We start from the raw sequence: 23,176 nt of genomic DNA on the forward strand, positions 1-23,176 counted from the left end.
CGCACCCCATCATCCATTGAAATAACGCATGTTCAGCCGCGGCGGCCCTGAGTAGCCTCTCCGCATGACCGGAGGACACGGCGCGGATGCCGGCGCGGCGGATCGCGCGCTCGTGCTCATGCTGCTGGGCACGGTGCTGCTCGTGTCGCCGGCGCGGCTGCTCTGGGCCCGAGGCCTGCTCGCGGTGGCCGTGGTCTTCGCGGTCTGGGCCGCGCTGATCGCGCTCGCCGTGCTCGCGGCGCGCGGCGACCGCGGCGACCTGCCGAGCGGCGATGTCGCCCGCGGCGAGCGCGAGCGCGAGCGCGGCGACCCGGCGCCCGGCGCCGGTGATCGAGGCCCGCCGTGATCGACGTCGGCGTCCTCCTCTTCGCCACGGTGGCCTGGCTCGCCGTGCTCGCCGCGATCGCGCTCGCCGCGCAGCGCGAGCGGATCCCCCGCGCGCTCGCGCGTCACCCGCTCGTCCTCGCCCTCTCGCTCGGCGTCTACGCCTCGTCGTGGACCTACTACGGCGGCGTCGGCTTCGCGCAGCGCCACGGCCTCGTCTTCCTCGCGGTCTACCTCGGCCCGACGCTCGCGTGCATCGCCACCCCGCTCCTCTGGTCGCGCGTCCTGCGCATCACGCGCGAGCAGCGCCTCTCCTCGCTCGCCGACCTCTTCGCCTTCCGCTTCCAGAGCCCCGCGGCAGGGGCGGTCGTCGCCGCCTTCTCCGTCGTCGCCAGCGTGCCCTACGTCGCGCAGCAGTTCCGCGCGACCGAGCAGTCGGTCCGCGTGCTCTCCGGGCCCGGGCACGAGGAGGCCGTCGGCGCCGTCTTCTGGGCGCTGCTCACGCTCTTCACGGCGTTCTTCGGCGCCCGCCCGGCCGCCGAGCAGGGGCGGGAGGACGGCCTCGCGGCGGCGGTCGCGTTCGAGTCGGCGGCGAAGCTCGCCGTGCTCGCGATCGTGGGCCTCGTCGCCGTGCTCGGGGTCTTCGGCGGGGCGGGCGGGCTCGCGGACTGGCTCGGCGATCACGCCGCCGAGGTCGAGGCGCTCGGCCGCCCCGTGCGCGAGGACAGCGGCTGGACGTCGATGCTCGTCATCAGCTTCGCCGCCGCCTTCCTGCTGCCGAGGCAGTGGCACATGGCGTTCGCGGGCGGCGCCGGCGACCGCGCGCTCGCCAAGGCGGCCTGGGCCTTCCCGCTCTTCCTGCTCGCGCTCAACCTGCCCGTCCTGCCCGTCCTTTGGGCCGGGACCCGCCTCGCGCCGGCCGAGCCCGCCGACAGCTACGTGCTGCTCGTGCCGCAGCTGCTCGGCCAGGGCTGGCTCGCGCTCGCCGCGTTCATCGGCGGCATCTCCGCGGCGAGCGCCATGGTCATGGTCACGGCCGTCGCCCTCGCGAGCGCCAGCGCCACGCACCTGCTCCTGCCGCTCGCCCGGAGGACGCTGCGCCGCAACGTCTACGCGCGCGTGCTGTGGCTCCGCCGCGGGCTCCTGGTCGTCATCCTCGCCGGCGGGTGGCTCTTCCACCGCGCGCAGCCGCACCGCGGGCTGCTCGTCGAGAGCGGCATCGTGTCGTTCGTCGCCTTCGCGCAGTTCCTGCCGGGGCTGCTCGCCGCGCTCTTCTGGGAGCGCGCGACGCGCGCCGGGTTCCTCGCCGGGCTCCTCGCCGGCATCGGCATGTGGACCGCCACCTGCCTCGCGCCCTTCCTGCCCGAGCTGTCCGGGCTCGACCCGGGGTGGCTCGATCTCCTGCGCGAGGGCGCGGGCCGGGCCGACCCCGCCGTGTACGTGACGGTCACGGACACCTGGTCGCTGCCCACGTTCGTGTCGCTCGCCGTCAACGGCGCCACGCTCGGGCTCGTCTCGCTCCTGCGCCCCCCGGCCGAGGAGGAGCGCGAGGCGGCGCGCCTGTGCACGCGCCGCGAGATCGGCCCGTCGGTCGAGCGCGCGACCGTGGCCTCGAGCGTGGGCGCGCTGGAGGAGCGGCTCGCGCGGCTGCTCGGCCGCGAGGCGGCCGCGCTCGAGGTCACGCGCGCCCGGATCGAGCTCGACATCCCGCGCGACGAGACGCGGCCCACGGAGCTCCACGCGCTCCAGGAGCGCCTGCACCGCAACCTGTCGCCGCTCGTCGGCCCGGTGCTCGCGAGGACGGTCGCGGAGGCGGACGCGCAGGCCGCCCCCGGGGCGTTCGGCGGCAGAGCGGCGAGCGGCGCGCTCACCGAGGAGCTCCGGTGGCTGGAGCGGCGCCTCGCGCGCGGGGAGGCCACGACGACGTTCGTCGGCGCCGCGAAGGAGCTCGACCTCCTGCGCCGCTGGCTCCGCTCGGTGCTCGCGCAGCTCCCCCTCGGCGTCTGCGCCGTGGGCTCCGACGGCGCGATCAGCCTCGTGAACCGGCGCCTCGAGGCGCTCGTCGGCGCCGAGGAGCGCGACCTCGTCGGGGCGCCGCTCGACCGGCTGCCGGCCCCGTTCGCGGAGCTGTTCGCACGCGCCGCCCGCGCCGCCTCGGCGGGCGAGCCCGGCGCGGACGAGATCGAGGCGCACGTGGCCGGCCGCGCGCGCTCGCTGCGCGTCCACCGCGCCGCGCTCGACCCGCTCGACGCGCGCGCCGCCTCGGGGGGCGTGGTCCTCCTCGTGGAGGACCGCACCGAGCAGCGCGCGCTCGAGGCGCAGCTCGCCCACCGCGACCGCCTCGCCCAGCTCGGCCGCCTCGCCGCCGGCGTGGCCCACGAGGTCGGCAACCCGCTCACCGGCATCGCCTGCCTCGCGCAGAACCTCCGCGCCGAGTCCGACAGCGACGAGATCCGCGCGCGGGCGGGCCTCATCCTCGGCGAGGCGGCGCGCATCGAGGCCATCCTGCGCTCCCTGCTCGACCACAGCCGCACCGGCGCCGTGCCGAAGCCCGGCGAGGGCGCGCGCGCGCGGGTCGGGCGCGTGGCGCTCGCCGAGGTGGTCGCCGAGGCCGTGCGGCTCATCCGGCTCGACCGCGCGGCGCCCCACGTCCGGGTGGATCAGGCCTGCCCCGACTCGCTCGTCGTCATCGGCGACCGGCGCGAGCTCGTCCAGGTCTTCGTCAACCTGCTCGCGAACGCCCGCGACGCGTCCGAGGCCGGCGCGCTCATCGCCGTCCGAGGGTGGATCGAGGCGGGCCAGATCGTCGTCGAGGTCGAGGACCACGGCTGCGGCATCCCCGAGGAGCTGCTCGCCGCGGTCCTGGAGCCGTTCGTGACGACGAAGCGCGACCCGAGCGGCACGGGGCTCGGCTTGCCGCTCTCGCGCTCGATCGTCGAGGACCACGGCGGGACCCTCACGCTGCGCAGCGCGGTGGGGCGGGGGACGACGGTCGTGGTCCGGCTGCCGCTCGCGGGCGCGGGGTGAAGCGGTCGGCGCGGCGGGACGTCGGGTGTTACCGATCGTAACGAGACGTGGCCGAACGAGCCCGCCCACGTGCTTGCCCCGTGGACGAACAGGTATTCTCAAGTCTGCTTGCGTGGTATTGAGATCAAAGAGAGCAGCATTCTGCGAGCCGGGGGTGACAGGGCATCGACCCGTGCGCTGCCCGGCCCCTCCTCCTCCCTCGCGTGCGGGGGCGGAGGAGCCATGAAGAACACCCTGGCTGCCTCTTTCCGCTCGGCGCGCCTCCAAGCCCGTGTCCGGCCCTCTCGACGAGCGCTGGAACTCCTCCGAGGAACCGTTCTCATGGCACAGACGTCTCCCCAAACCTTCGCCGTGACGCCCACGAGCCAGGCCCCCGCGGCCGAGCGTGAGGTTGTCAGCAGCTCCACGCTCTGGAAGGTCATCTTCGCGTCCGCTGGCGGCACGATGATCGAGTGGTACGACTTCTATATCTTCGGGAGTCTCGCCGCGATCATCTCGACCCACTTCTTCCCGAAGGACAACCCGACGGCGAGCTTCCTCTTGACGCTCGGCACGTTCGCCACGGGCTTCGTCGTCCGCCCGTTCGGCGCGCTCGTGTTCGGGCGCATCGGCGATATCGTGGGTCGGAAGTACGCGTTCCTCGTGACGCTGCTGCTCATGGGCGGCGCGACGGCGCTCATCGGCTTCTTGCCGACGTACGAGAAGATCGGGCTCCTCGCCCCGATCGCGCTCGTCCTGATCCGCCTCGTTCAGGGCCTCGCGCTCGGCGGCGAGTACGGCGGCGCGGCGGTGTACGTCGCCGAGCACTCACCCGACGAGAAGCGCGGCTTCTACACCTCGTTCATCCAGATCACGGCGACGCTCGGTCTGTTCGTCTCGCTGGCGGTCATCCTCGGCACCCGCCTCCTCGTGGGCGAGGAGGCCTTCAAGGACTGGGGCTGGCGCATCCCGTTCCTCCTGTCGGTCCTCCTCGTCGGCGTGTCCTTCTACGTGCGTGCCCGCCTCAAGGAGTCGCCGATCTTCAGCAAGCTCAAGGCCGCGGGGAAGACGTCGACCGCTCCCATCAAGGACAGCCTCGGCAACAAGCGCAACTGGAAGGTCATCCTGATCGCCCTCTTCGGCGCCACGGCCGGCCAGGGCGTGGTCTGGTACACGGGGCAGTTCTATGCCCTCTACTTCCTGCAGAACACGCTCAAGGTCCCGTTCATCACGGCCACCATCGTGATCGCCACCGCGCTCGCCCTCGGCATGCCGTTCTTCGTGTTCTTCGGCGCGCTCTCGGATCGCATCGGCCGGAAGAAGATCATGCTCGCGGGCAACCTGTGCGGCGCGATCGGCTTCTTCCCCGTGTTCTGGGCGATGAAGCAGAACGCGGACAACCCGGTCGTGCTCACCGCGCTCGTGTTCGTGCTCGTGCTGTTCGTCACGATGGTCTACGGCCCGATCGCGGCCTACCTCGTCGAGGCCTTCCCCGCGAAGGTGCGTTACACGTCGCTCTCGATCCCGTACCACGTCGGCAACGGCGTGTTCGGCGGGCTCTTGCCGCTTATCGCCTCGTCGGTGACGGTCGCGACGGGCAACATCTACGCGGGGCTCCTCTATCCGATCGCGGTGGCGCTCATCACCGTCGTCGTCGGCGGGATCTTCCTGAAAGAGCGCAGCGACGTGCGCCTCTGGGACGAGCTCGATCGCCCGGCTTGACGGCGATCTCCCGGCGGACGGAGCGCTGCTCGCGCGCCGTCCGCCGCCTCCTGCTCCTCGCAGATTCGCGAGATACGGGCTCAGCCGTCAGGCAATGAAGCGAGGCATACGAAGGTACGCCGCAGCGAGCCGAACGGCGCGGATGAGCCCGTAGAGCTGAGGCATCTCCTCGAATTTCCGGAAGAACTCACAGGGAGGCGGGAAGACGGGGAGTGAGGTCCCACCAACCTCCCCGTCTCCCCGCCTCCCTGTTCAACTTCGATCGTTCACGCAGACCTGGCAGCGGGTCGCCCAGGCCCGATTCGGCTGAGGGGCGCTCTCTTACCGCATCGCTCGATGCGCGGCCCTGATCTCGTGCACGAACCACAGAGGCAGCGAGTGCACAGAGGAGCATCCGTGTGCTCTGTGCACCTGTGGTTCAAATAGTTTCTCCTCAAGGAACCCGGGCGGCCGTGGGAGACGCGATGTTGGCAAATCGCGTCGATGAATAGTTTCGTTGTCACTGATGGCTGTGGGCTCGCCGATGTGCCCTGTGCGGCTTCGTTACATTGAACTACAGCATGGTATTTGATTCGTCGCGGGCTTGGGAGAGCAATTGTTATTGACTCGGTACGTGGTGTGATCGAGGGGTCGCTGGTCGGCATCGAGATTGGAAATCGGAAATCGGGGGGCACGAACCAAAGATGGGTTGAGCGCGCCGTGTCATCTGCTTTGCGCGCGGCGCGTCGGCGTGGCATCTTACGGAACTTGCTTGCGGCCTTTCGGCCGCTCCTAGGAGAAAATTTATGCGCTTTGCTAGCTTGCTGAGCTTCGGCTCGGTCTCGATCGCTTGCTGCCTGGCCGCCTGCATCGCCGCGTCTCCGGACGACGAAGAGATCCTGTCGCTGGAGGGCGAGCTGCTCAGCTCGGACGGGACGATGTCGGCGGAGCTGTCGTACCAGTCGCAGTGGTCGACGGGGTACTGCGCGAACGTGACCGTGAAGAACATGAGCTCCAAGCCGAGCACGTCCTGGGGCCTTTCGATCGCGCTCAACGGCGCGACGCCGGTCAGCTTGTGGAACGCGCGGGCCACGCCGTCGAACGGGCAGCTGAACGCCACCAACGAGAGCTACAACGGCTCGCTGGGAGCAGCGTCGGCGGGAGCAGCAGCGTCGACGACCTGGGGGTTCTGCGCGAACGGCACGGGGAAGCCCTCGATCACGTCGGTCAACGGCAACGGGAACGGCGGCTCGACGTCGGCGAGCTCCAGCAGCGCTTCGAGCAGCTCCAGCAGCGCCTCGAGCAGCTCCAGCAGCGCCTCGAGCAGCTCCTCGGCCAGCTCTGGCGGAGGCGGCGCGGGCGGCAGCGGAGGCTCCGGCGGCGGAGGCGCGGGCGGCAGCGGTGGAGGCCCGGTGGTCAATTCCGGCCTTCCGACGCCGCCCGGACCCAGCAATGTGGCGAAGCCGTCCGGCGCGGCCGGCGGGTTCAGGGTCATCAACTGGGCCGGCTTCACGGGCGCCGTGTCGTACACGTTCGACGACTCGAACTCGAGCCAGATCCAGAACTACGACACGCTGAACGCGCTCGACGTTCCGTTCACCTTCTACCTCCAGACGGGCAAGAGCGAGTCGACCAACTCGGTGTGGCAAAGGGCGCTGAGCGACGGGCACGAGCTCGGCAACCACACGAAGAGCCACTCGAGCAATGACAGCGGCACCGATACGGACGCCGCGACGCAGTTCATCGAGAGCAGGTTCGGCACCAAGGTGTGGACGATGGCGGCTCCGAACGGCTCGTCCGTGTACTCGAACATCGCCAGGACCCGCTTCCTCATCAACCGGGGTGTGGCCAACAACCTCATCGGCCCGAACGACTCGACCGATCCGTTCACGCTGCCCTGCTATATCCCGCCGACCGGCGCCTCCACGACGGTGCTGGACCAGCAGGTCACGAGCGCGCGGGATGCCAAGAAGTGGCGCACCGTCCTGGTGCACGGCTTCACCGGCGGCTCCGATGGTGCTTATCAGCCCATAGGGCTCCAGGCCTTCGTCGATCACGTCAAGCACTCGAAGGCGCTCGGCGACATGTGGCTCGACAGCGTGGTCAACGTCGGCGCTTACTGGCGCGGCCAGAAGGCGGTCTCCTCCGCCACCACCTCGACGTCCGGCGGCGCGACGACCTACACGTGGCAGCTCCCCTCCAACTTCCCGCCGGGCAAGTACCTGCGCGTGACGGTCACCGGCGGCACGCTCAAGCAGAACGGCGTTCCGCTGAGCTGGGACCCGCACGGCTACTACGAAGTCGCGCTCGACGCGAAGTCCGTGACGCTGTCGCCGTGACGTAGCGGGCCCGCGCCCCGCCGGCCCCCTTCCGCCGCGCCGCGCGCGGTGGGTTTTTCAACCGCCAAGACGCCACAAGACGCCAAGAAAACCACAATCATCTTGGCGTCTTATGGCGCCTTGGCGGTTTCCTTGTTCCGGTAGGGTAGGGGACTTCCCACCAGCATCCGCAAAGGAGCGCTGTCTCCTCTGCGGTTCCAATGTGGCATCTTACAGAGTTTGCTCGCTGCTCGTTTGGCCGATTTCAGGAGAAAATTCGTGCGCTTTGCTAGTTTGCTGGGCTTCGGCTCGGTCTCGATCGCTTGCTGCCTGGCTGCCTGCATCGCCGCGTCTCCGGACTACCCTTCGTCGGCTCGATGACGGGGACCGCGCAGCCGAACTACGCGGTGGCGTTCGGGATGGCCGTGCCCTGAGGCTCGCCGGCGCGGCGCTTCCCTCGCGATCTTCGCTGCTCACCGCTTCTGACGCGGGCCCCAAGCGCGGTCGAGCAGCGCGCGGCACGCCTCGGCCCTCTGGTGCAGCTCTCCGTCGCGAAAGTGCGCTCCGAGCGATGCGTCGAGCGCTGCGGTCGCATCCAGAGCGGCCGCGCGCAGCGCCTCGTCTGCAGAGGGTGCCGCCTGCGCGATCGTCCGCGCCAGCGTCACCGCGACGTCGCCGAGGTAGACCTGCCCGCGCGTCTCTGCGATCGCGAGCGCCTTCTGGCCCGCCGCGAGCGCCGCGCCGAGATCTCCCGTTCCGAGCTCCGCCTCGGCCAGGTTCCGGTACATGTCCGCCAGGTCCGAGCCGGCGCGGCTCTGCTCCCCGATCCGCACCGCCCGCCGAGCGTGATCTCGCGCCGCGGTGAGCTCCTTCATGGCGAGCTCGGTCTCGGCCAGGTTGCTGTACCCGATCGCGATCTGATGCAGATCGCCCGAGCGCTCCTTGAGCCGGATCGCGCGCAGGAACGTCTGGCGCGCCCCCGGGAGATCACCCACGCGGAGGCGCATCACCGCGACACCGTTCAGGGCCAGGCTGACGAGGTGAGGGTGGGAGGCGTCCGAGACCACGCGGGTGACCTGGTGGTAGGTCCGCTCCGCGCTGACCGTCCGACCACGCGCCGCCAGCGCGAGCGCCACGCCGAGCAGGGTCGCTGCGACGTCCTCCCGCCAGCGCTCGTCGTTCCGGCGCAGGGTCCGGCAGATCCGGAGCCCGGTCCGAGCGGCCTGCCAGCTCGCTTCGCGCCGCCCCTCGCGGCGATGCAGGAACGTGAGCAGAGCGTACATCGCCAGCGTCTCGCGGAGTTCCCCCGCCTCCGTGGCCCGGGCGATCGCCCGCTCGGCGAGCGCCCGGGCCTCCGGCAGCGCGCCGCGCACCTTGGCTATCAGCGCGAGCCGCGCGTCGATGCGCGCGTCCCAGCTGAGCGCTTCGGGCCGATCTTCCCTCGCGCTCCCGCGGCGCTCCCCGCGGCGGATCAGCGCTCGCGCTTCCTCGTACACGCGCTCGGCGTCGTCGAGCCGGCCGACCCGGCGGAGCGCATCGCCGAGGTCGAAGCGCACGCGAAGGCGCTCCCGGGCGGCGGCGCTCCGCCGCTCCTGGGCGTCGTCGCCGCCGCCAGCCTCCTCGTCGTGGTCTTGCAGGGTGCGCGCGCGCTCCAGGTGGCGGATCGCCTCCGCGTTTTCGCCGAAGGACATGGCCCGCACCGCCGCCCGCGCGTACGCCGAGGCCGCGCGCGCCGCGTCGCCCGCCCGGTCATACTGCGCGGCCAGGAGCGCCACGGCGATCCCTGTCTCCCCTTGCCGATCGAGCCAGGAGGCCACCTCGAGGTGCAGCGCGCGGCGGAGCTTCACGCTCAGCATCTCGTACGCGACCTCGTGGGTCGCTGCGTCGGCGAAGGCCATCTCGCGCTCGCCCTGCAGCGTGGACGGCTCGCGTGCGCGGATGAGCCGCCGCTGCCGGAGCTGTCCGAGCGCTGCTTCCACCGGGACGCCGGTGTCGAACGTCGTGCTCGCCTGCTGCAGGCGCTCGACGGCCCCTTGCCAGAACGTCCGCCCGACGACGGCTGCGTGCATGAGCACCTCGCGGACCCTGGGCTCGAGCCGGTCCAGCCGTGTCTGCACGATCCCCTGGATCGTCGTGGGCAGCCGCAGCGCCCCGAGCCGCTCCTCGTGGAGCACCCACGCCTCGCGCCCTCGCGCCTCGATCGCGCCCGCGTCGACGAGCAGGTGGAGCAGCTCCTCGACGACGAGCGGGCTCCCCTCGGCGCGGTCGGCGAGCGCCCGCACGACGTCGGCGGACAGACCCGGGACGCGGCGGAGGCGGTCCTTGATCATGTCCTCGATGTGGCGGCGCGCGAGCGGCGCGACCTCCTGGCGGTGGTGCGCCGCGGCGTCGACGCCGAAGCCGGGGCGGCGCTCGATCAGCTCGGCCCGCGCGCTGCACACGAGCAGCAGCGGCAGGTCCGCCATGCCCTCGACGAGGCTCTCCAGCAGGTCGAGGCTGGCGTCGTCGGCCCACTGGAGGTCGTCGCAGAGCACCACGATCGGGAGCTGCCGAGCGGCGAGGCGGGCGAGGCGCGTCAAGGCGGCGACGATCCGCTGCTTCACGAGCACCCCGGCCTCTTCGGGCTCGAGCGAGTCGCAGGTGGCGACTGTCCCGGCAGTCCCGCCGAGGAGCGCCTCGACCTGGAGCAGTGCGGCGTCGATGTCCGCGACATCGAGCTCCTCGCCGGTCGCGTAGCCGATCGAGCGATCGTCGTCCGGGGGCGGCGCCGCGGCGGCGTGGTGCGTGTGGAGCCAGCGCAGGCCGAAGCGCAGCTTCCGGCGGATCCCGCGCTGGCTGTCTCGCGGGTGGATCCGGAAGCGCTGGCGGAGGAGCGCGGCGGCGAGGCTGTAGGTGACGTCGGTGGTGAGCGGCGAGCACTGCGCGGTCAGCACGAGGACCTTGTTGGGCTTGGCTGCGAGGTGCGCGAAGAGCTCGGCGAGCAGCCGGCTCCGCCCGGCGCCGGGTGGTCCGACGAGCGACAGGAGCTCGGCCCGGCCCTCGGAGAGCATGGTCTCGAGCGCGTCGAGCATGCGCTGGGTCTCGGCGCCGCGCCCCACGAGCCGCGTCGTGAGGCCGAGGAAATCGGTTCGGGCGAACGAGACGTGGCCGTGCAGCGCGCCCGTGACGCGGTAGCAGGAGAGCGGCTCACGCCGGCCAGGGACGTCGATGGGGGAGAGCGGCACCACGTTGAACCGGCCCGCGATCTGCCGGTACGTGTCACGCGCGACGGCGATGGCCCCGGCAGGCGCGGCCGCCTGCAGCGCGGCGGCGACCCGCACGACCTCTCCGGTCACGAGGAGCTCCGGGCGCTGCGGATCACCGCTCGTCCGCGTGAAGACCCGCCCCGTGGCGATCCCGAACGATGCGGCGAGGGAGGTGGGGGGCACGGCGCGCCGAGGCGTGGGGCTCACGCGCACGGCGGCCACGCGGAGCGCGGCGACGACGGCGCGCTCCGCGTCGTTGTCGGTCGCTCGCGGGACGCCGAAGACGGCGATCACGCGCTCGTCGGCGGAGCGCGTGATCACGCCCCCCGTGCGCTCGATCTCCTTCACGACCAGATCGCGGCTGCGATCGGTGAGCTCGGCGATCTCCTCGTCGTCGAGGTGCGATGAGCGCGCGGCGAGGCTGGAGAGGTCGACGCACAGGACGGTGCAAACGCGGTTCTCGCCCGACGGCGGGAGAGAGGAGCTCGCCGGCGCGGAGGGCGGAGGGAGCGAGCTCTGCGCCGCGTACGGGGGGCTGGAGCCGCGCCTGCCCTGGGACATGGGCGCTGTCCCTGCCGGGCGGTCGCTCTGATCGGGCGCGCGCCCCGTCGCGGCGAGCGACACCTCCGCGGGGGTGGAGCGTGCCTTCACCAGGCTCGACCAGAACTCCTTCATGTTGAGAAAGCGGGCGCCTGGCTCGGCGGTGAGCGCGCGGCGGAGGACGAACGCCACGCCCTGGTGCTGCGCGGCGATGCCGGAGAGCAAGTCCGGACGCCGCCACGCGTCGATCGCGGAGGCGAAGAGCTCCGGGATGGATTCGCCTCGAAGCACGCGCCGGCCCGACGCGACCTCGATGAGGATGAGCGCCATGGCGAAGACGTCGGTCCATGGCCCGGTGGCGCCGTACTCCCGGACAAACTGCTCCGGGGCCGCGTAGACGGGGGTGAACACGCGCTGGCTACCGCTCGTCCCGGCGCAGGCGGCAGCGAAGGGTGTTGTCTCCTCGAACACCTTGGCGATGCCGAAGTCAAGGACCTTGAGCCCGGTGCCGCCGCGAAAACGTACACGGAACAGATTGGCGGGCTTGAGGTCCCGATGCGACACGCGGTTCTCGTGGGCGATGGCGAGCGCCTCGGCAGCCGGAGAGAGGAGCGTTATCGCCTCGTCGAGATCCATGGGCCGGAACTCCCGAGCGTGGCGCGTCGAGAGCGCCGCGGCGAGCGTCTCTCCCTCGAGCCACTCCATCACCAGGTAGGGTGTCCAGACGCCGCGCGGAGAGGTGGAGGCGCCGATATCGAGCGCCTGGACGATGTTGGCTGTCTGCCGCGAGAGCTGGTGGAGGAGCTTCCCTTCGGCCCGGAGCATCGCGAGGAAGCCGTCCTGCCCGGAGGGCGGCATGCCGCGCTGCATCTGGAGGCACTTGATGGCGACAGGGACGTCGAGCCCGAGGTGCACGCCGCGATAGACGACGCCGAACCCGCCCTCGCCGACCGCCGCCTCGACGGCGAACTGGCCGTCGAGCGTCGCGCCCACCCAGCCGAAGGGGTCCGTCAACGTCATCGCAGCGGAGGGTACCGGCTGCCGGATCCCGTGAGAAGAGGGCGTTTTTGTCCGAGGGGACGGTGCCGTCGTGTCGGGTTGGCCGCCGCGCGGACCGATGCGACGAGAGCGGGGTTCGGATCGAGCGAAGCGCTGCCGCAGGGCCGGCCGATGGCCGGCCATCGGCCGGCGACATGACGAGGGCGGCCCGGGCAGCTCTTGGTCTCAGCGCAGGACGCCGTGCGGGCGGGCGCCCGATCCGGTGAAATTCGAGGAGCGCGAGGTGGCGATCGCCTCTGAACGACGTCGCACTGCGTCGACGGGCAGCGGTTCATCGGTGCGCTCATTTTTGCATGTCCGCGCTGCGCGTCGGCAAGCTAGGGTTTGCGGCGAATTCTGGAGGAAAGATGATGTCGAATGGGTTCTGGACCTGGTTTTCGGCGGTGTTCGTGGGCGGTGCCGCGTGCGCAACCGTCGCTGGATGCGGCAGCGATGAGCTCAGCCCCGCGACATGCCCCGAGGAGAACCAGGTCCGAGGTGTCTGCGTCGGTGTTCCGGCAGGGGACCTCTGTGTCGGCAAGAGCTGCCCCGAGGGGCCCAAGTGCAACGAGCTGCTCGACGTCACGAGCGGTGATGAGCTCACGTCCGCGGCTCAAGGAGCCTCACCCGGGACGTGCATCGCGCTCCGCTCGGGCCGGTACGACGTCGTCCGCGTCCCCGGCGGCGTGAGCCTCCTCGGGCGCTCGGCGGCCGCGGTGCAGGTTGAGGGGATCGTGCTCGCGGCGGGCGAGGGAGCCGTGGTGCGCGGGCTCAAGGTCGGCCGAGAGGGCGTGAGCGTACAGGGGGCGAAGGGCGTGCGTATCGAGTCAGTCCGCGTCGTCGGGGAGAGGGGACACGGCGAGCATGCTGGCGTCGAGCTCTATTCGGGGTCTAGCGTCACGATTGTGGACTCGGAAATTTCCGACTCTGGGTACATTGGCGTCTTCGCCGAGAATGCCAATGTGACCCTGGAGCGGAGCGTCGTCTCGGGCGCCCAGCGCGGCGGGATCGTGATTGAGGGGATCCCGGAGGATGATTGCGATTCGAGCTGCACCTGCGCGAACCGCCCTGTGCTGGAGGTGAGGAGCAGTATCATTCGTAGCAACCACATCGTCGGCGTCGCTCTGCGGGGCGCCACCGCCAGCCTGGATACCGTGGACGTGGACGACACAAAGGTTGGCGACGCCTTCGAGACGGGCTACTTCGGAGGCGGCATCTCGGCGGCGGAGTGCTCGAGCGTTTCAAGCGCAAGGAAGGTGCGGGTGCTCGATAACGATTCCTTTGGCATCCTCGTCGACCGATCGACGGCCGCGCTGGGGGATGAGAAGGAGGAAGACTCCATCGAGATCAGCCGCAACACGCGGGGGCTGTGGATCCAGAACGTCTGTAAGGGCGGCGGCGCGGGTTGCGTTACGCTGCACAACGGGAAGCTGGACGGCAACGTCGGCGTGGGCATCGGTATCACGGGCCAGTCGAGGAGCATCATCCTGTGCAGGTCCGCGATCACGCAGACCGCGCGCGCGCGGCTGCCTGTCTTCGACGCGATCAATGAGGACGGGATCGAGGAGCTGTCGGTCGACTACGTGGGCGACGGCGTCGACTGGCTCGGCGGCTCGGAAGTGATACTCGAAGAGCTGACCCTGAGCGGCAATGCGCGGCAGAGCCTATTGATCGATGGTCCTGCGGCAGGTAGAATCGAGAAGCTCCGCTTCACGGGGGACGCGGACACGGCCCCCGTGCAGCAGAATTTCACCGATGGGGATGCTCAGCCCGCAGGCATGGCGCCGCCGACCATCACGGAGCGCACATTCACGATTCCGCAGGCGCCTGCCTCGCCCTAGCCGGAGTGCGCGCGGCGCCGCGTCCGCCCCAGATGCTGGAGCGCGGGCAAGCTAACGGCGGGAGTATGCCGGGCTATAGCAGCGCGGAAGTGCTCGCAGTCAGTGGGCGTGTATAATACCGCTAGCGCGGACGGCGGCGCGCCGTGGTGTCAAGGCTGCGAGAGCGGCGGGAGCGGCTCCGCCTCGGGCGGGGGCTCCAGGTTGCCAGACACCACCTTGCAGTGATCGTCCGTCTCGGTACAGTCTTTGGCATCGTCGGGGGTGCACTGCCAGCCGTCGCTGCCGTGGAAGTCGGGGCGGGATTCGAGCAATGTCTCGCCGTTGAGATCAAATCCGTTGCAGGTAAGGATCGTATCGAGAATCTGGACCTTGGAGCCGAAGTTTGCGACCCCGGCACGGTCATTGTCGGTAATCGTGGAGCTTTGGATCGTGGCCGTGCTCGCTCCTAAGATGACAACTCCATCCCCGAACTTCTCGTCGTGACGCGCCTTCGTTGTCTGTACGAGCGTGGTGTCGATCGTCACGTCCGAATTGCCGACGAATATGCCGATTTCATGGTTCTGCTCAATAACACATGTGTCTATGTTCGCGTTCGTTCGCTTGCCGAAATCGGTTTCGTCTTGAACAACGATGCCCCGCCCCCGCGTACCGTCTCCGCGGGGCTGGGTGCTGCGGACCATGGTGGTCTCGATGGTTGCATCCGAGCCAAAGACGGCTACACCAGTATCATGGTTTTGCTCAACAATGCATGAGCGCACGAGAAGGTTCGCGCGCTCGCCTAGGACGCTGCTGTCCTGAGCATTGATGCCACGTCCTCGCATGCCATCTTCGAGGGGCTGGGTGCGACGGATCACGCTGGTTTCGATTGTAGCATCCGAGCCGCCGATATAGACGCCAAATTCGTGGTTTTCTTCGATTAGGCTTGTGCGGACAGCCAGGTTCGAACGCTCGTCTAAATCGAATACATTCTGAATGTTGACTCCTCGCCCAAAATTCCTATCTGCGCCGGGTCGGGTAGCTCGGACGATGGTGGCCTCGATTGTCGCATCTGCGCCGTCGACGGACACGCCAACCGTTTGATTCTCCTCGATGATGCATGCGTGCATGATCATGCTTGCGCGCTCGTGGGTCTCGAGGTTAACCTGGACAGTGACTCCACGTCCTCCCCACCCATCCGGGCCGGGTTGGGTGCCGCGGATGATGGTTGTCTCCAGAGTTGCATCCGAGCCATTGATGGACGTTCCAACCATGCGATTGTCGTCGACGAGGCACCCACGGATAGTTGCTCTCGCGCGTTCGCCTGTGTTGAGATCATCCTGTATGACGATTCCCCGTCCTCCCTCCTCGGCCGTGCTAGCCTGAGTGCTGCGGACCACGGTTGCTTCTATCTCTGTATCCGAACCGTGGACGTATACGCCGATATTATGGTTTCTCTCAATAACGGATGCGCGTGTGTTCGCGCTGGCGCGCTGCCCTGTGTCGGTTGTATTGTACGCATCCACGATGCCGATTCCATATCCTCCTGATTTGTCTTCGTTGGGCTGGGTATCGCGGATCACGGTTGTCTCGATCTTTGCATCGGATCCGTTGATTAGTATGCCGTATTCGTGGTTCCATTCAATGATTGATGCGCGTATGCTCACGCTGGCGCGCTCGATTCGCTCGCGTGACTCGCCTGTGAGGTCACCGTCTGCGATGTAGATACCCAGTCCTGTTGTCTCATTAATCTTGGACTTGGTGGAGCGGATGACGGTTCCTTCGATCATCGCTTCTGAGCTGAATACGGACACGCCGACGCGATGGTTCTCCTCGATGAGGGAAGCCTTCAGCGCTACGCTCGCTGGGCCGTCCGCATATGCGATCGCGATTCCAAAATCTTGCGTATGGTGCACCCACACTTGGCCTACGCTGATGTCGTGCGCACCGGCGATGCGGATCCCCATGCTCGGCCCGGTCACGGCAAGGCTCCGGATCTCGGTCCCGCTCGCCTTCGTTCTGAGCACCCGAACGGCAGCGGTCTCCTTGCCCACGCCTCGGATCTCCACAAGCCCAGGACATCTGCCCCACAGGCGCACCGCCTTGCCCGAGATCAACACGTCTTCCTCGTACGTGCCCTCTGCCACGGCGACGATGGCGCCGCTATCGGCTTTGTTGATCGCCGTCTGGATCGTCTTCCACGGCTTATCCTTCGTCCCGTCGCTGTCGTCGCCCGCGTAGCTTTGGTCGACGAACTGGGTATTCGCCTCGACCTGGATGTCGCCCCATGGCCCTTCGCCGCAGGGGGTGACCTCACGGCAGCTCGTTTCTCCGGGGATAGCCATCTGCCCCTCGGGACACTCGTCTTCCGGGAGGATCGCCGAGCAGCCGCCGCGGCCATCGGCGACGAACCCTTCTCCGCACGCCTCCGGCGGCACCCCCGCCGGCTGGCATCGGCCGTCCTCCAGCGCAAGCTGGCCCGGCGGACACGGCATGTCCGGCGGCAGCCCCGCTGGTTGGCATTTGCCCGTCGGCAGGGTGATCTCGTCCGGACCGCACGGCTTCGGCTCGCACTGTCCGTCTTCGCTCGCTACCTCACCCGGTGCGCACCGCTTCGCATCGACTGGATCACCACAGCCCATCGTCACGAGCGCAGCGACGAACACCCACGAACAGACCGCCACGAGGGGCCATCGGGTGCTCCGAGCCCTAGAACTCACCATACAAAGCATGCTCCTTCACTGGCTACATTGAAGCCACTGCCGATATCGAGCGCGCGCAGGTGCTAGCCTTGCACCAGGCTTGACCTGAGAGCGGCGGTCGACGGCTGCTCGCGCTTCAGCACGAACAGTGCCATCCTGCGGAGGGCGTATACTCCACAAGACGGGCTTGGTTTATGGGATTTTGCATGCGCGACCGAGGACCGGACGCGGCCACGGCCGGCCCTGTGGCCGGCCAGCAGATGGTTTGACCGACAGCGCTCCGTCATGACGCGGCGCGATGCGCGGGGTGCCAGAAGGGCGATTGACCCGAGCCGAGCGCGACCACATCACAGCCAGAGACGCCTTGCCACGGACAGCCAGACGCCCGGCCACGTCGACAGTCAGCCCCCCGTCACAGCCGCGGATCGACCGGCTCGCTCTCCAGCGCGAGCACCCCGAACACACACTCGTGCACGCGGTGCAGCGGCTCGCCCTCCACGAAGCGGTGGAGCGCCTCCAGGCCGAGCGCGTACTCCCGCAGCGCGAGCGCGCGCTTCCCGGACACGCTGCGGTGGCGCAGCCGCGCGAGGTGCTGCGGGGCCAGGTACTCCGGCCCGTAGATGATGCGCAGGTACTCCGGCCCGCGGCACTTGATCGCCGGCTGGACGAGCCCGCGCGGGCCGCGGACCACCCACTCCCACGATTTCACCACCATGCCCTCGCCGCCGCGCTCGACCATCTCCGTCCAGAAGGCCACCGCCTGCGCCTCGCTCTGCGGGTCCGAGAGGTCGACGACGCGGTGGGGGGTCTCCACGAAGAACGCCGGATCGACCTCGGCGAGCCGCGCGAGCTGCCGGAGGTGGAAGCCGTGGTCCCGCGAGGCGTGCACCGCGCCCTCGCTCGCGAGCAGGTGGAAGGGCGCCAGCCGGATGTCCGAGAGCGACCGCACCGGCCAGCAGTAGCGCCGGTAGGCCGCCACGTACCCGTCCATCGCCGCCTTCCGGGCCGCGTGCCGCTCGAGCAACACCCGCGCGCTCTCGTCGCGCGCTGCGGTCATCGTGAGCGCCCGCACCGCCGCGTCGAGCGACGCGCGGCCCGACGCGCCCACGGCGGCGTACTGGCCGCGCAGGAGATCCTGCGCCTTCGCCGACCAGGGCAGGAGCTCCGCGTCGAGGCAGACCCAGTCCGTGCGCAGCTCGGCCCACAGATCCGCCCTGTCCATCGCCGCCCGCACCCGGTCGATGAGCTCCCGGCTCCGCGCCTCGTCCGAGAAGAACGGCCTGCCCGTGCGCGTCGTGCACACGCCGAGCGGCCCCTCGTCGAGGCGGAACCTCCGCCGCCGCGCGGCCTCGTCGCGGCACACGACCAGCACCGCGCGCGACCCCATGTGCTTCTCCTCGCAGACGACGCGGCCCACGCCGTTCTGCCGGAAGTACGCGAACGCCTCGCGCGGGTGCTCGAGCAGGCCCCCGTCCTTCGCCGTCTCGCTCGGCGACATCGTCGGCGGCAGGTAGATGAGCCACCGGGGATCCACGGCGAAGCGGCTCATCGCCTCGAGCGCCGCCGCCGCGTTCTCCTCGCGGATCGTCACCATGCCGTGCACCCGCGTCCGGATCGCGCGCCGGCCGCGCACGTCGTCGATGTCGAGCACGTCGTAGGCGTGCCCGCGCGATCCGGCCTTCGGCTCGCCCGCGAGCGGCGCGAGCGGCTTCGCGGGCTCGTAGTACACGCGGCGCGCCTTGACCTCGACCAGCTCGCGCTCCGGGTAGCGGAGCGCCGTGAGCGCGCCGCCGAACACGCACCCCGTGTCGATGCAGATCGTGCGGTTCTCCCACTCGGCCACCGTCGTCGGCGTGTGGCCGTAGACCACCATCGCCTTGCCGCGGTACTCCGAGGCCCAGTTGTACCGCACGGGAAGGCCGTACTCGTCGGTCTCGCCCGTGGTCTCGCCGTACAGGCAGAACTCGCGCACCGCGCCCGAGCCCCGGCCCTGGAACGCCTCCTTCACCCCCGCGTGCGCGACCGCGAGGTTGCCGTCGTCGAGCACGTAGTGGCTGACGAGCCCGTCGATGAAGTCCGCCGCCTTCGCCTTGAACGCGTCCGTCTCCGCCTCGAGCTGCTCGAGCGTCCGCTCGAGCCCGTGCGTCGGCTTCACGTCGCGCCCGCGCAGCTTCTTCAGCAGCTTCACGTCGTGGTTGCCGGGCACGCAGAGCGCGGCGCCCGACGCGACCATCGCCATCGCGAGGCGCAGCACGTCCGGCGAGCGCGGCCCGCGGTCCACGAGGTCGCCGAGGAAGATCGCGCGCCGGCCCTCGGGGTGCGACGCGCGCGGCGCGTCCGGCAGCCCCTCCAGCTTGTAGCCGAGCGCCTCGAGCAGCTCGACCAGCTCGTCGAAGCAGCCGTGGACGTCGCCGATGATGTCGAACGGCCCGCGCTCGTCGCGGCGATCGGTCCACAGGCGCTGCCGCTCGATCGTGGCCGCCGCGACCTCCTCGGGCGAGGAGAGCACGTGCACGTAGCGGAAGCCCTCGCGCCGGAGCTCCTTGAGCGAGCGGCGCAGCTCGCGGCTCTGGCCCCGCACGACGTGCGGGCCGAACTGCCGGTCCGGCCGGCCGGCATTGCGCGCGTGGCAGAGCTTCTCCGGCATGTCGAGCACGATGGCCACCGGCAGCACGTGGTGCTCGCGCGCGAGCGCGACGAGCGGCCTGCGCGCGTCCGCCTGCACGTTGGTCGCGTCGACCACGGCGAGCCGCCCCGACGCGAGCCGCTTGCCCGCGATGAAGTGCAGGACCTCGAAGGCGGAAGCGCTGGCGGCCTGATCGTTCTCGTCGTCGGACACGACGCCGCGGTAGTGATCGGACGAGAGGATCTCGGTCGGCTTGAAGTGCGCCCTCGCGAACGTGCTCTTGCCGGAGCCGGAGGCGCCGACGAGCACGACGAGCGAGAGGGAAGGGACGATGAGGGGGGCCTGCTCGCTCACGACGCCACCTCCGTCGCCTGCGCGAGGGCGCTACCGGCGCCGCCCGCGCTGCCGTCCTGGACCTCTGCGCTACCCGCGCCGTTGGTGCTGGGTGTGCCGCCGGCGCCGCCCTCGCGCGTGAAGATCGCCATCTGCGTCGGCGCGCCGAGCGAGGGATCCATCGGGCCGATGGGCAGGTGCTCGACGGCGTAGCCGTGCGCGGCCGCGACACCCTCGCAGAAGGCGTGGAACTCGGCCCGCGTCCACTCGAAGCGGTGGTCGCCGTGGCGGAGCGCGCCGCGCGGCAGCCCCTCGAACAGCGCGTTGTACTCGGCGTTCGGGGTGGTCACGAGGACGACGCGCGGCCGCGCGTGCTCGAAGACGCTGCGCGTGAGCGCGCCGAGCCGCGAGAGGTCCACGTGCTCGATGACCTCGACGAGCGTCACGGCGTCGTAGCCCGAGAAGCGCGCGTCGCGGTAGGTGACCGACGCCTGGAAGAGCTGGATGCGCCGCCGCTGCTTGTCGGGCAGGTCGTCGAGGCGCAGCCGGTTCCTGGCGATCTCGAGGCTGCGCACGGAGACGTCCGCGCCCGCGACGCGCTCGAAGACGCGCTCGTCGACGAGGCGCTTCAGCAGCTTGCCCTCGCCGCAGCCGAGGTCGAGCACGCTCCTCGCCTCGGCCCGGCGGAGCGCCGCGACGACGGCCTCGCGCCGCGCCTCGTCGAGGCTCATCCGCGCCTCGCCCCGGTCCTCGGGCGCGGCCTTCTCGTCCTCGGCCTCCTCGGGGCTCGCCTCGTCGTCGGCCACGAGCCGCGCGAGCGCGGCCCGGAAGAGCGGCCGGCTGTGCTTCAGGTAGCGGAGCGCGATCGCCTCGCGCTCCGGGTGCTCCGAGAGCCACCCCTTTCCCTTGGCGAGGAGGTTCTCGACCTCCGCGTCGCCCACGTAGTAGTGCTTCTTGTCGTCGAGCACGGGCACGAGCACGTAGAGGTGCGCGAGCAGCTCCCTGAGCCGGCACGTCCTCGCGAGCGAGACGCGCAGGTAGGCGCTCTGGCCCCACTCCGGGAACGCCTCGTCGAGCGGGAGGCGCTCGGCCGTGATCTCGTAGCCGAGCGGCTCGAAGAGCCGCCGGAGCAGCGCCTCTCCGCCGCGGCACGGCAGGGCCTCGATCGTGGCGGAGAGGGGGATCGGCGCGTCCGCGAGCTCCGGGCGGTCGCGGCACTTGCCGCCGAGCGCCGAGCCGAAGACCTGCGCGATCGCCACGGAGAGGAACGACGAGGCGACGTAGGGACGGTCGTTCACGTACTGCGCGAGCGTCCCGGGCTCGCCCGCGCCGCGCCCGCGCACGAGGTCCACGGGATCGACGTCGAGCAGGAGGGCGGCGGTGCACCGCTCCTCGGTCGCCTCCGGATAGAACACGTGCGCCTTGCCGAACGACAGCGGGAACGACTGCGTATTCGCCGGGTTCTTGACGAGCAGGTAACCCAGGTCGGTCGCCGGCCGGTGCGTGGTGGTGAGCGTGAGGAGCATCGGGGGCCCGAGTCTACGTGAGCGGAGCGACTCGCCACAATCGCGGCCGCGGCAGGCCCGCCGCGCGGCGAGCGCCGCTCCCGAGCGCGGCAGACAAGGGATCTGCCGCCGCGCGGGGACCGGCGATGGCTCTGCCCGCCAGAGGTCGGCCCAGGGATGGCCATGGCCGGACCTCGTCCCCGGCTCGCGCTCTACGCTTGCGGTCAGGGTCAGCGGCGGTAACGGTGGTGGCGGTGCGATGGCGCGCGTCCGAGGCGCTCCCATCGCGTGACGCCGTGAACAATCAAGAGAAAAGGCCCATGAAGCTTCGTTCCATCTCGGTCCTGATCTGCGCCTTCGCCCTCGGCGCTGCGTCGTGCTCGAAGGAGGCGCCGAGCGCCGGCAAGACCGCGCCCGAGCCGGCGCAGGCGAAGGCGGCGCACGCGCCGGCCGACGTGAAGCCCGGCTCGCACGAGGACTGGTGCGGAGAGCACCAGGTGCCCGAGTCGCAGTGCACCCGCTGCAACGCGGATCTGATCCCGGCCTTCAAGGCGACGGGGGACTGGTGCGCCGAGCACGGGCTGCCCGAGTCGCAGTGCCTCAAGTGCAATCCTGATCTGAAGATCGTCCGGCCGCCGAAGGGGAGCTGACGTGCCAGGCCGCGTTGGCATCGCGGTGCTCCTGCTCCTCGCCGCGCTCCCGGGCTGCGGGGGCAAAGGGACCGACAGCTCCGCGGCGGAGAAGGCCGGGGCGAAGCGGAGCGCGGCGCCGGCCGTCGAGGGCGCCATGTGCAAGGAGCACGGCGTGCTGGAAGCCCTCTGCACGAAGTGCAACCCGAGGCTCGTCCCGGTCTTCCAGGCCAAGGGAGACTGGTGCAAGGAGCACGAGCTCCCGGAGTCCATCTGCCCCATCTGCCACCCCGAGCGCGGAGGCAAGCCGGCGGCCGACGTGGCGAGCGACGGCGCGCCTGCCGACGGGACGAAGGTCAAGCTCAAGACCAAGGACACGGCCCGGCTCGCCGGCATCCTCACCGCGAAGGCCGTCGAGCGTCAGGGCGGCGGCGGCATCCCCGTGACCGCCAGGATCGTCTACGACGCGCTCAAGGTGGCGGAGATCAACGCCCGCGCCGCGGGGGTCGTCCGGCAGCTGCACGTGGACGTCGGCGCCGAGGTCAAGAAGGGCGCGCCGCTCGCGATCATCGACAGCGCCGACGTGGGGGCGGATCGATCGCGGCTCGCCGGCGCGCAGTCGCGCCTCAAGGTCGCCGAGGAGAACCTGAAGCGCGAGGAGCAGCTCGAAAAGGAGGGGATCTCGTCGCGCCGGAGCGTCCTCGCCGCGCAGCAGGAGCTGGACGCCGCCCGCGCCGAGCGCGCCTCCTTCGCGGCCTCCCTGGCCGTCGTGGGCGCGAGCGCGGGCGGGAGCGGGGGCTATACGCTCACGACCCCGCTCGCCGGCGTCGTGACGCAGCGGAAGGCGACCGTGGGCAGGTTGGTCGGCGTCGAGGAGACCTTGTTCGAGGTGGTCGACGTCTCGAGCATGTGGGCCGAGCTCGACGTCCCCGAGACCGAGCTTCCTGCCGTCTCGCTGAAGCAGCCGGTGGTCATCGAGGTCGACGGCATCGAGGGGCGCGAGCTCAGAGGGGAGATCACCTACGTGGCGCCGGCCATCGACCCGGCCACGCGCACGGCCAAGGCGCGCGTCCCGCTCGCGAACCCGGGCGGCGCGCTGCGGGCCAACATGTTCGGCAGGGCGCGCATCCTCGCCCCCTCCCGCGCGGCGGTCGTGGTGCCCCGCGCCGCGGTGCAGCGCGCGAAGACCGTGAAGCTCGTGTTCGTGCGGCTCGCCGACGACCAGTTCGAGGCGCGGCGGGTCGAGGTCGGCGCGACCGAGGGGGACCTGGTCGAGGTGACCAGGGGCGTGCGCCCGGGCGAGGAGGTCGCGACCGAAGGGAGCTTCCTGCTCAAGACCGAGACCCTCAAGGAGAGCATCGGCGCCGGCTGCTGCGGCGAGGACTGAGCCGC

General features: G+C 70.3%; 11 protein-coding genes. 7 read left to right on the plus strand and 4 right to left on the minus strand.

Translation table 11 applies throughout. The features are described 5' to 3' along the window. Nucleotides 1-64: 64 nt before the first annotated feature. From WMF34_RS14220 to WMF34_RS14235, 4 genes are all read left to right on the plus strand, one after another. Nucleotides 65-346 (plus strand): hypothetical protein, encoded by a 282-nt coding sequence (locus WMF34_RS14220; RefSeq protein ID WP_012235358.1) that lies wholly within the window; start codon nucleotides 65-67, stop codon nucleotides 344-346. Next, complete coding sequence (locus tag WMF34_RS14225; RefSeq protein WP_012235359.1) at nucleotides 343-3,351, plus strand: ATP-binding protein; 3,009 nt, start codon at nucleotides 343-345, stop codon at nucleotides 3,349-3,351. The genes WMF34_RS14220 and WMF34_RS14225 overlap by 4 nt, the downstream gene beginning before the upstream one ends. A gap of 321 nt (nucleotides 3,352-3,672) precedes the next feature. Further along, nucleotides 3,673-5,052, plus strand: a complete 1,380-nt coding sequence (locus WMF34_RS14230) for an MFS transporter (RefSeq protein ID WP_012235360.1) — start codon at nucleotides 3,673-3,675, stop codon at nucleotides 5,050-5,052. Between the two features lie 785 nt (nucleotides 5,053-5,837). After that, a complete protein-coding gene (locus WMF34_RS14235; RefSeq protein WP_437993612.1) occupies nucleotides 5,838-7,370 on the plus strand; it encodes a polysaccharide deacetylase family protein in 1,533 nt (510 codons plus the stop codon). A 452-nt stretch (nucleotides 7,371-7,822) separates the two neighbouring features. On the opposite strand, the gene WMF34_RS14240 is transcribed toward WMF34_RS14235, so the two are convergent. Continuing rightward, nucleotides 7,823-12,154: a protein kinase domain-containing protein gene (locus WMF34_RS14240; protein WP_437993613.1), complete on the minus strand. Its 4,332-nt coding sequence runs from the start codon at nucleotides 12,152-12,154 to the stop codon at nucleotides 7,823-7,825. Nucleotides 12,155-12,486: 332 nt separating this feature from the next. Between WMF34_RS14240 and WMF34_RS14245 the strand changes: the two genes are divergently transcribed. Beyond that, nucleotides 12,487-14,013 (plus strand): right-handed parallel beta-helix repeat-containing protein, encoded by a 1,527-nt coding sequence (locus tag WMF34_RS14245; protein WP_080598877.1) that lies wholly within the window; start codon nucleotides 12,487-12,489, stop codon nucleotides 14,011-14,013. A 149-nt stretch (nucleotides 14,014-14,162) separates the two neighbouring features. Here WMF34_RS14245 and WMF34_RS14250 read toward each other — a convergent pair whose 3' ends face one another. From WMF34_RS14250 to WMF34_RS14260, 3 genes are all read right to left on the minus strand, one after another. Continuing rightward, nucleotides 14,163-16,655 carry a right-handed parallel beta-helix repeat-containing protein gene (locus WMF34_RS14250; protein WP_437993614.1) on the minus strand — a complete coding sequence of 831 codons (2,493 nt, stop codon included), beginning with the start codon at nucleotides 16,653-16,655 and terminating at the stop codon, nucleotides 14,163-14,165. A gap of 448 nt (nucleotides 16,656-17,103) precedes the next feature. Then, nucleotides 17,104-19,671, minus strand: coding sequence for a polynucleotide kinase-phosphatase (locus WMF34_RS14255; protein WP_437993615.1), 2,568 nt, complete (start codon nucleotides 19,669-19,671; stop codon nucleotides 17,104-17,106). Beyond that, on the minus strand, nucleotides 19,668-21,176 hold the full coding sequence (locus tag WMF34_RS14260; protein WP_437993616.1) for a 3' terminal RNA ribose 2'-O-methyltransferase Hen1: 1,509 nt from the start codon (nucleotides 21,174-21,176) through the stop codon (nucleotides 19,668-19,670). The genes WMF34_RS14255 and WMF34_RS14260 overlap by 4 nt, the downstream gene beginning before the upstream one ends. A gap of 299 nt (nucleotides 21,177-21,475) precedes the next feature. Here WMF34_RS14260 and WMF34_RS14265 point away from each other — a divergent pair, with 299 nt between their 5' ends. Both WMF34_RS14265 and WMF34_RS14270 read left to right on the plus strand, forming a co-directional pair. Further along, nucleotides 21,476-21,805, plus strand: a complete 330-nt coding sequence (locus tag WMF34_RS14265; RefSeq protein ID WP_437993617.1) for a hypothetical protein — start codon at nucleotides 21,476-21,478, stop codon at nucleotides 21,803-21,805. A gap of 1 nt (nucleotide 21,806) precedes the next feature. Further along, nucleotides 21,807-23,171 (plus strand): efflux RND transporter periplasmic adaptor subunit, encoded by a 1,365-nt coding sequence (locus tag WMF34_RS14270; RefSeq protein WP_012235368.1) that lies wholly within the window; start codon nucleotides 21,807-21,809, stop codon nucleotides 23,169-23,171. Nucleotides 23,172-23,176: the final 5 nt, after the last annotated feature.

Source organism: Sorangium sp. So ce145 (assembly GCF_051525985.1).
Classification (GTDB): Bacteria; Myxococcota_A; Polyangia; order Polyangiales; family Polyangiaceae; genus Sorangium; species Sorangium cellulosum_B.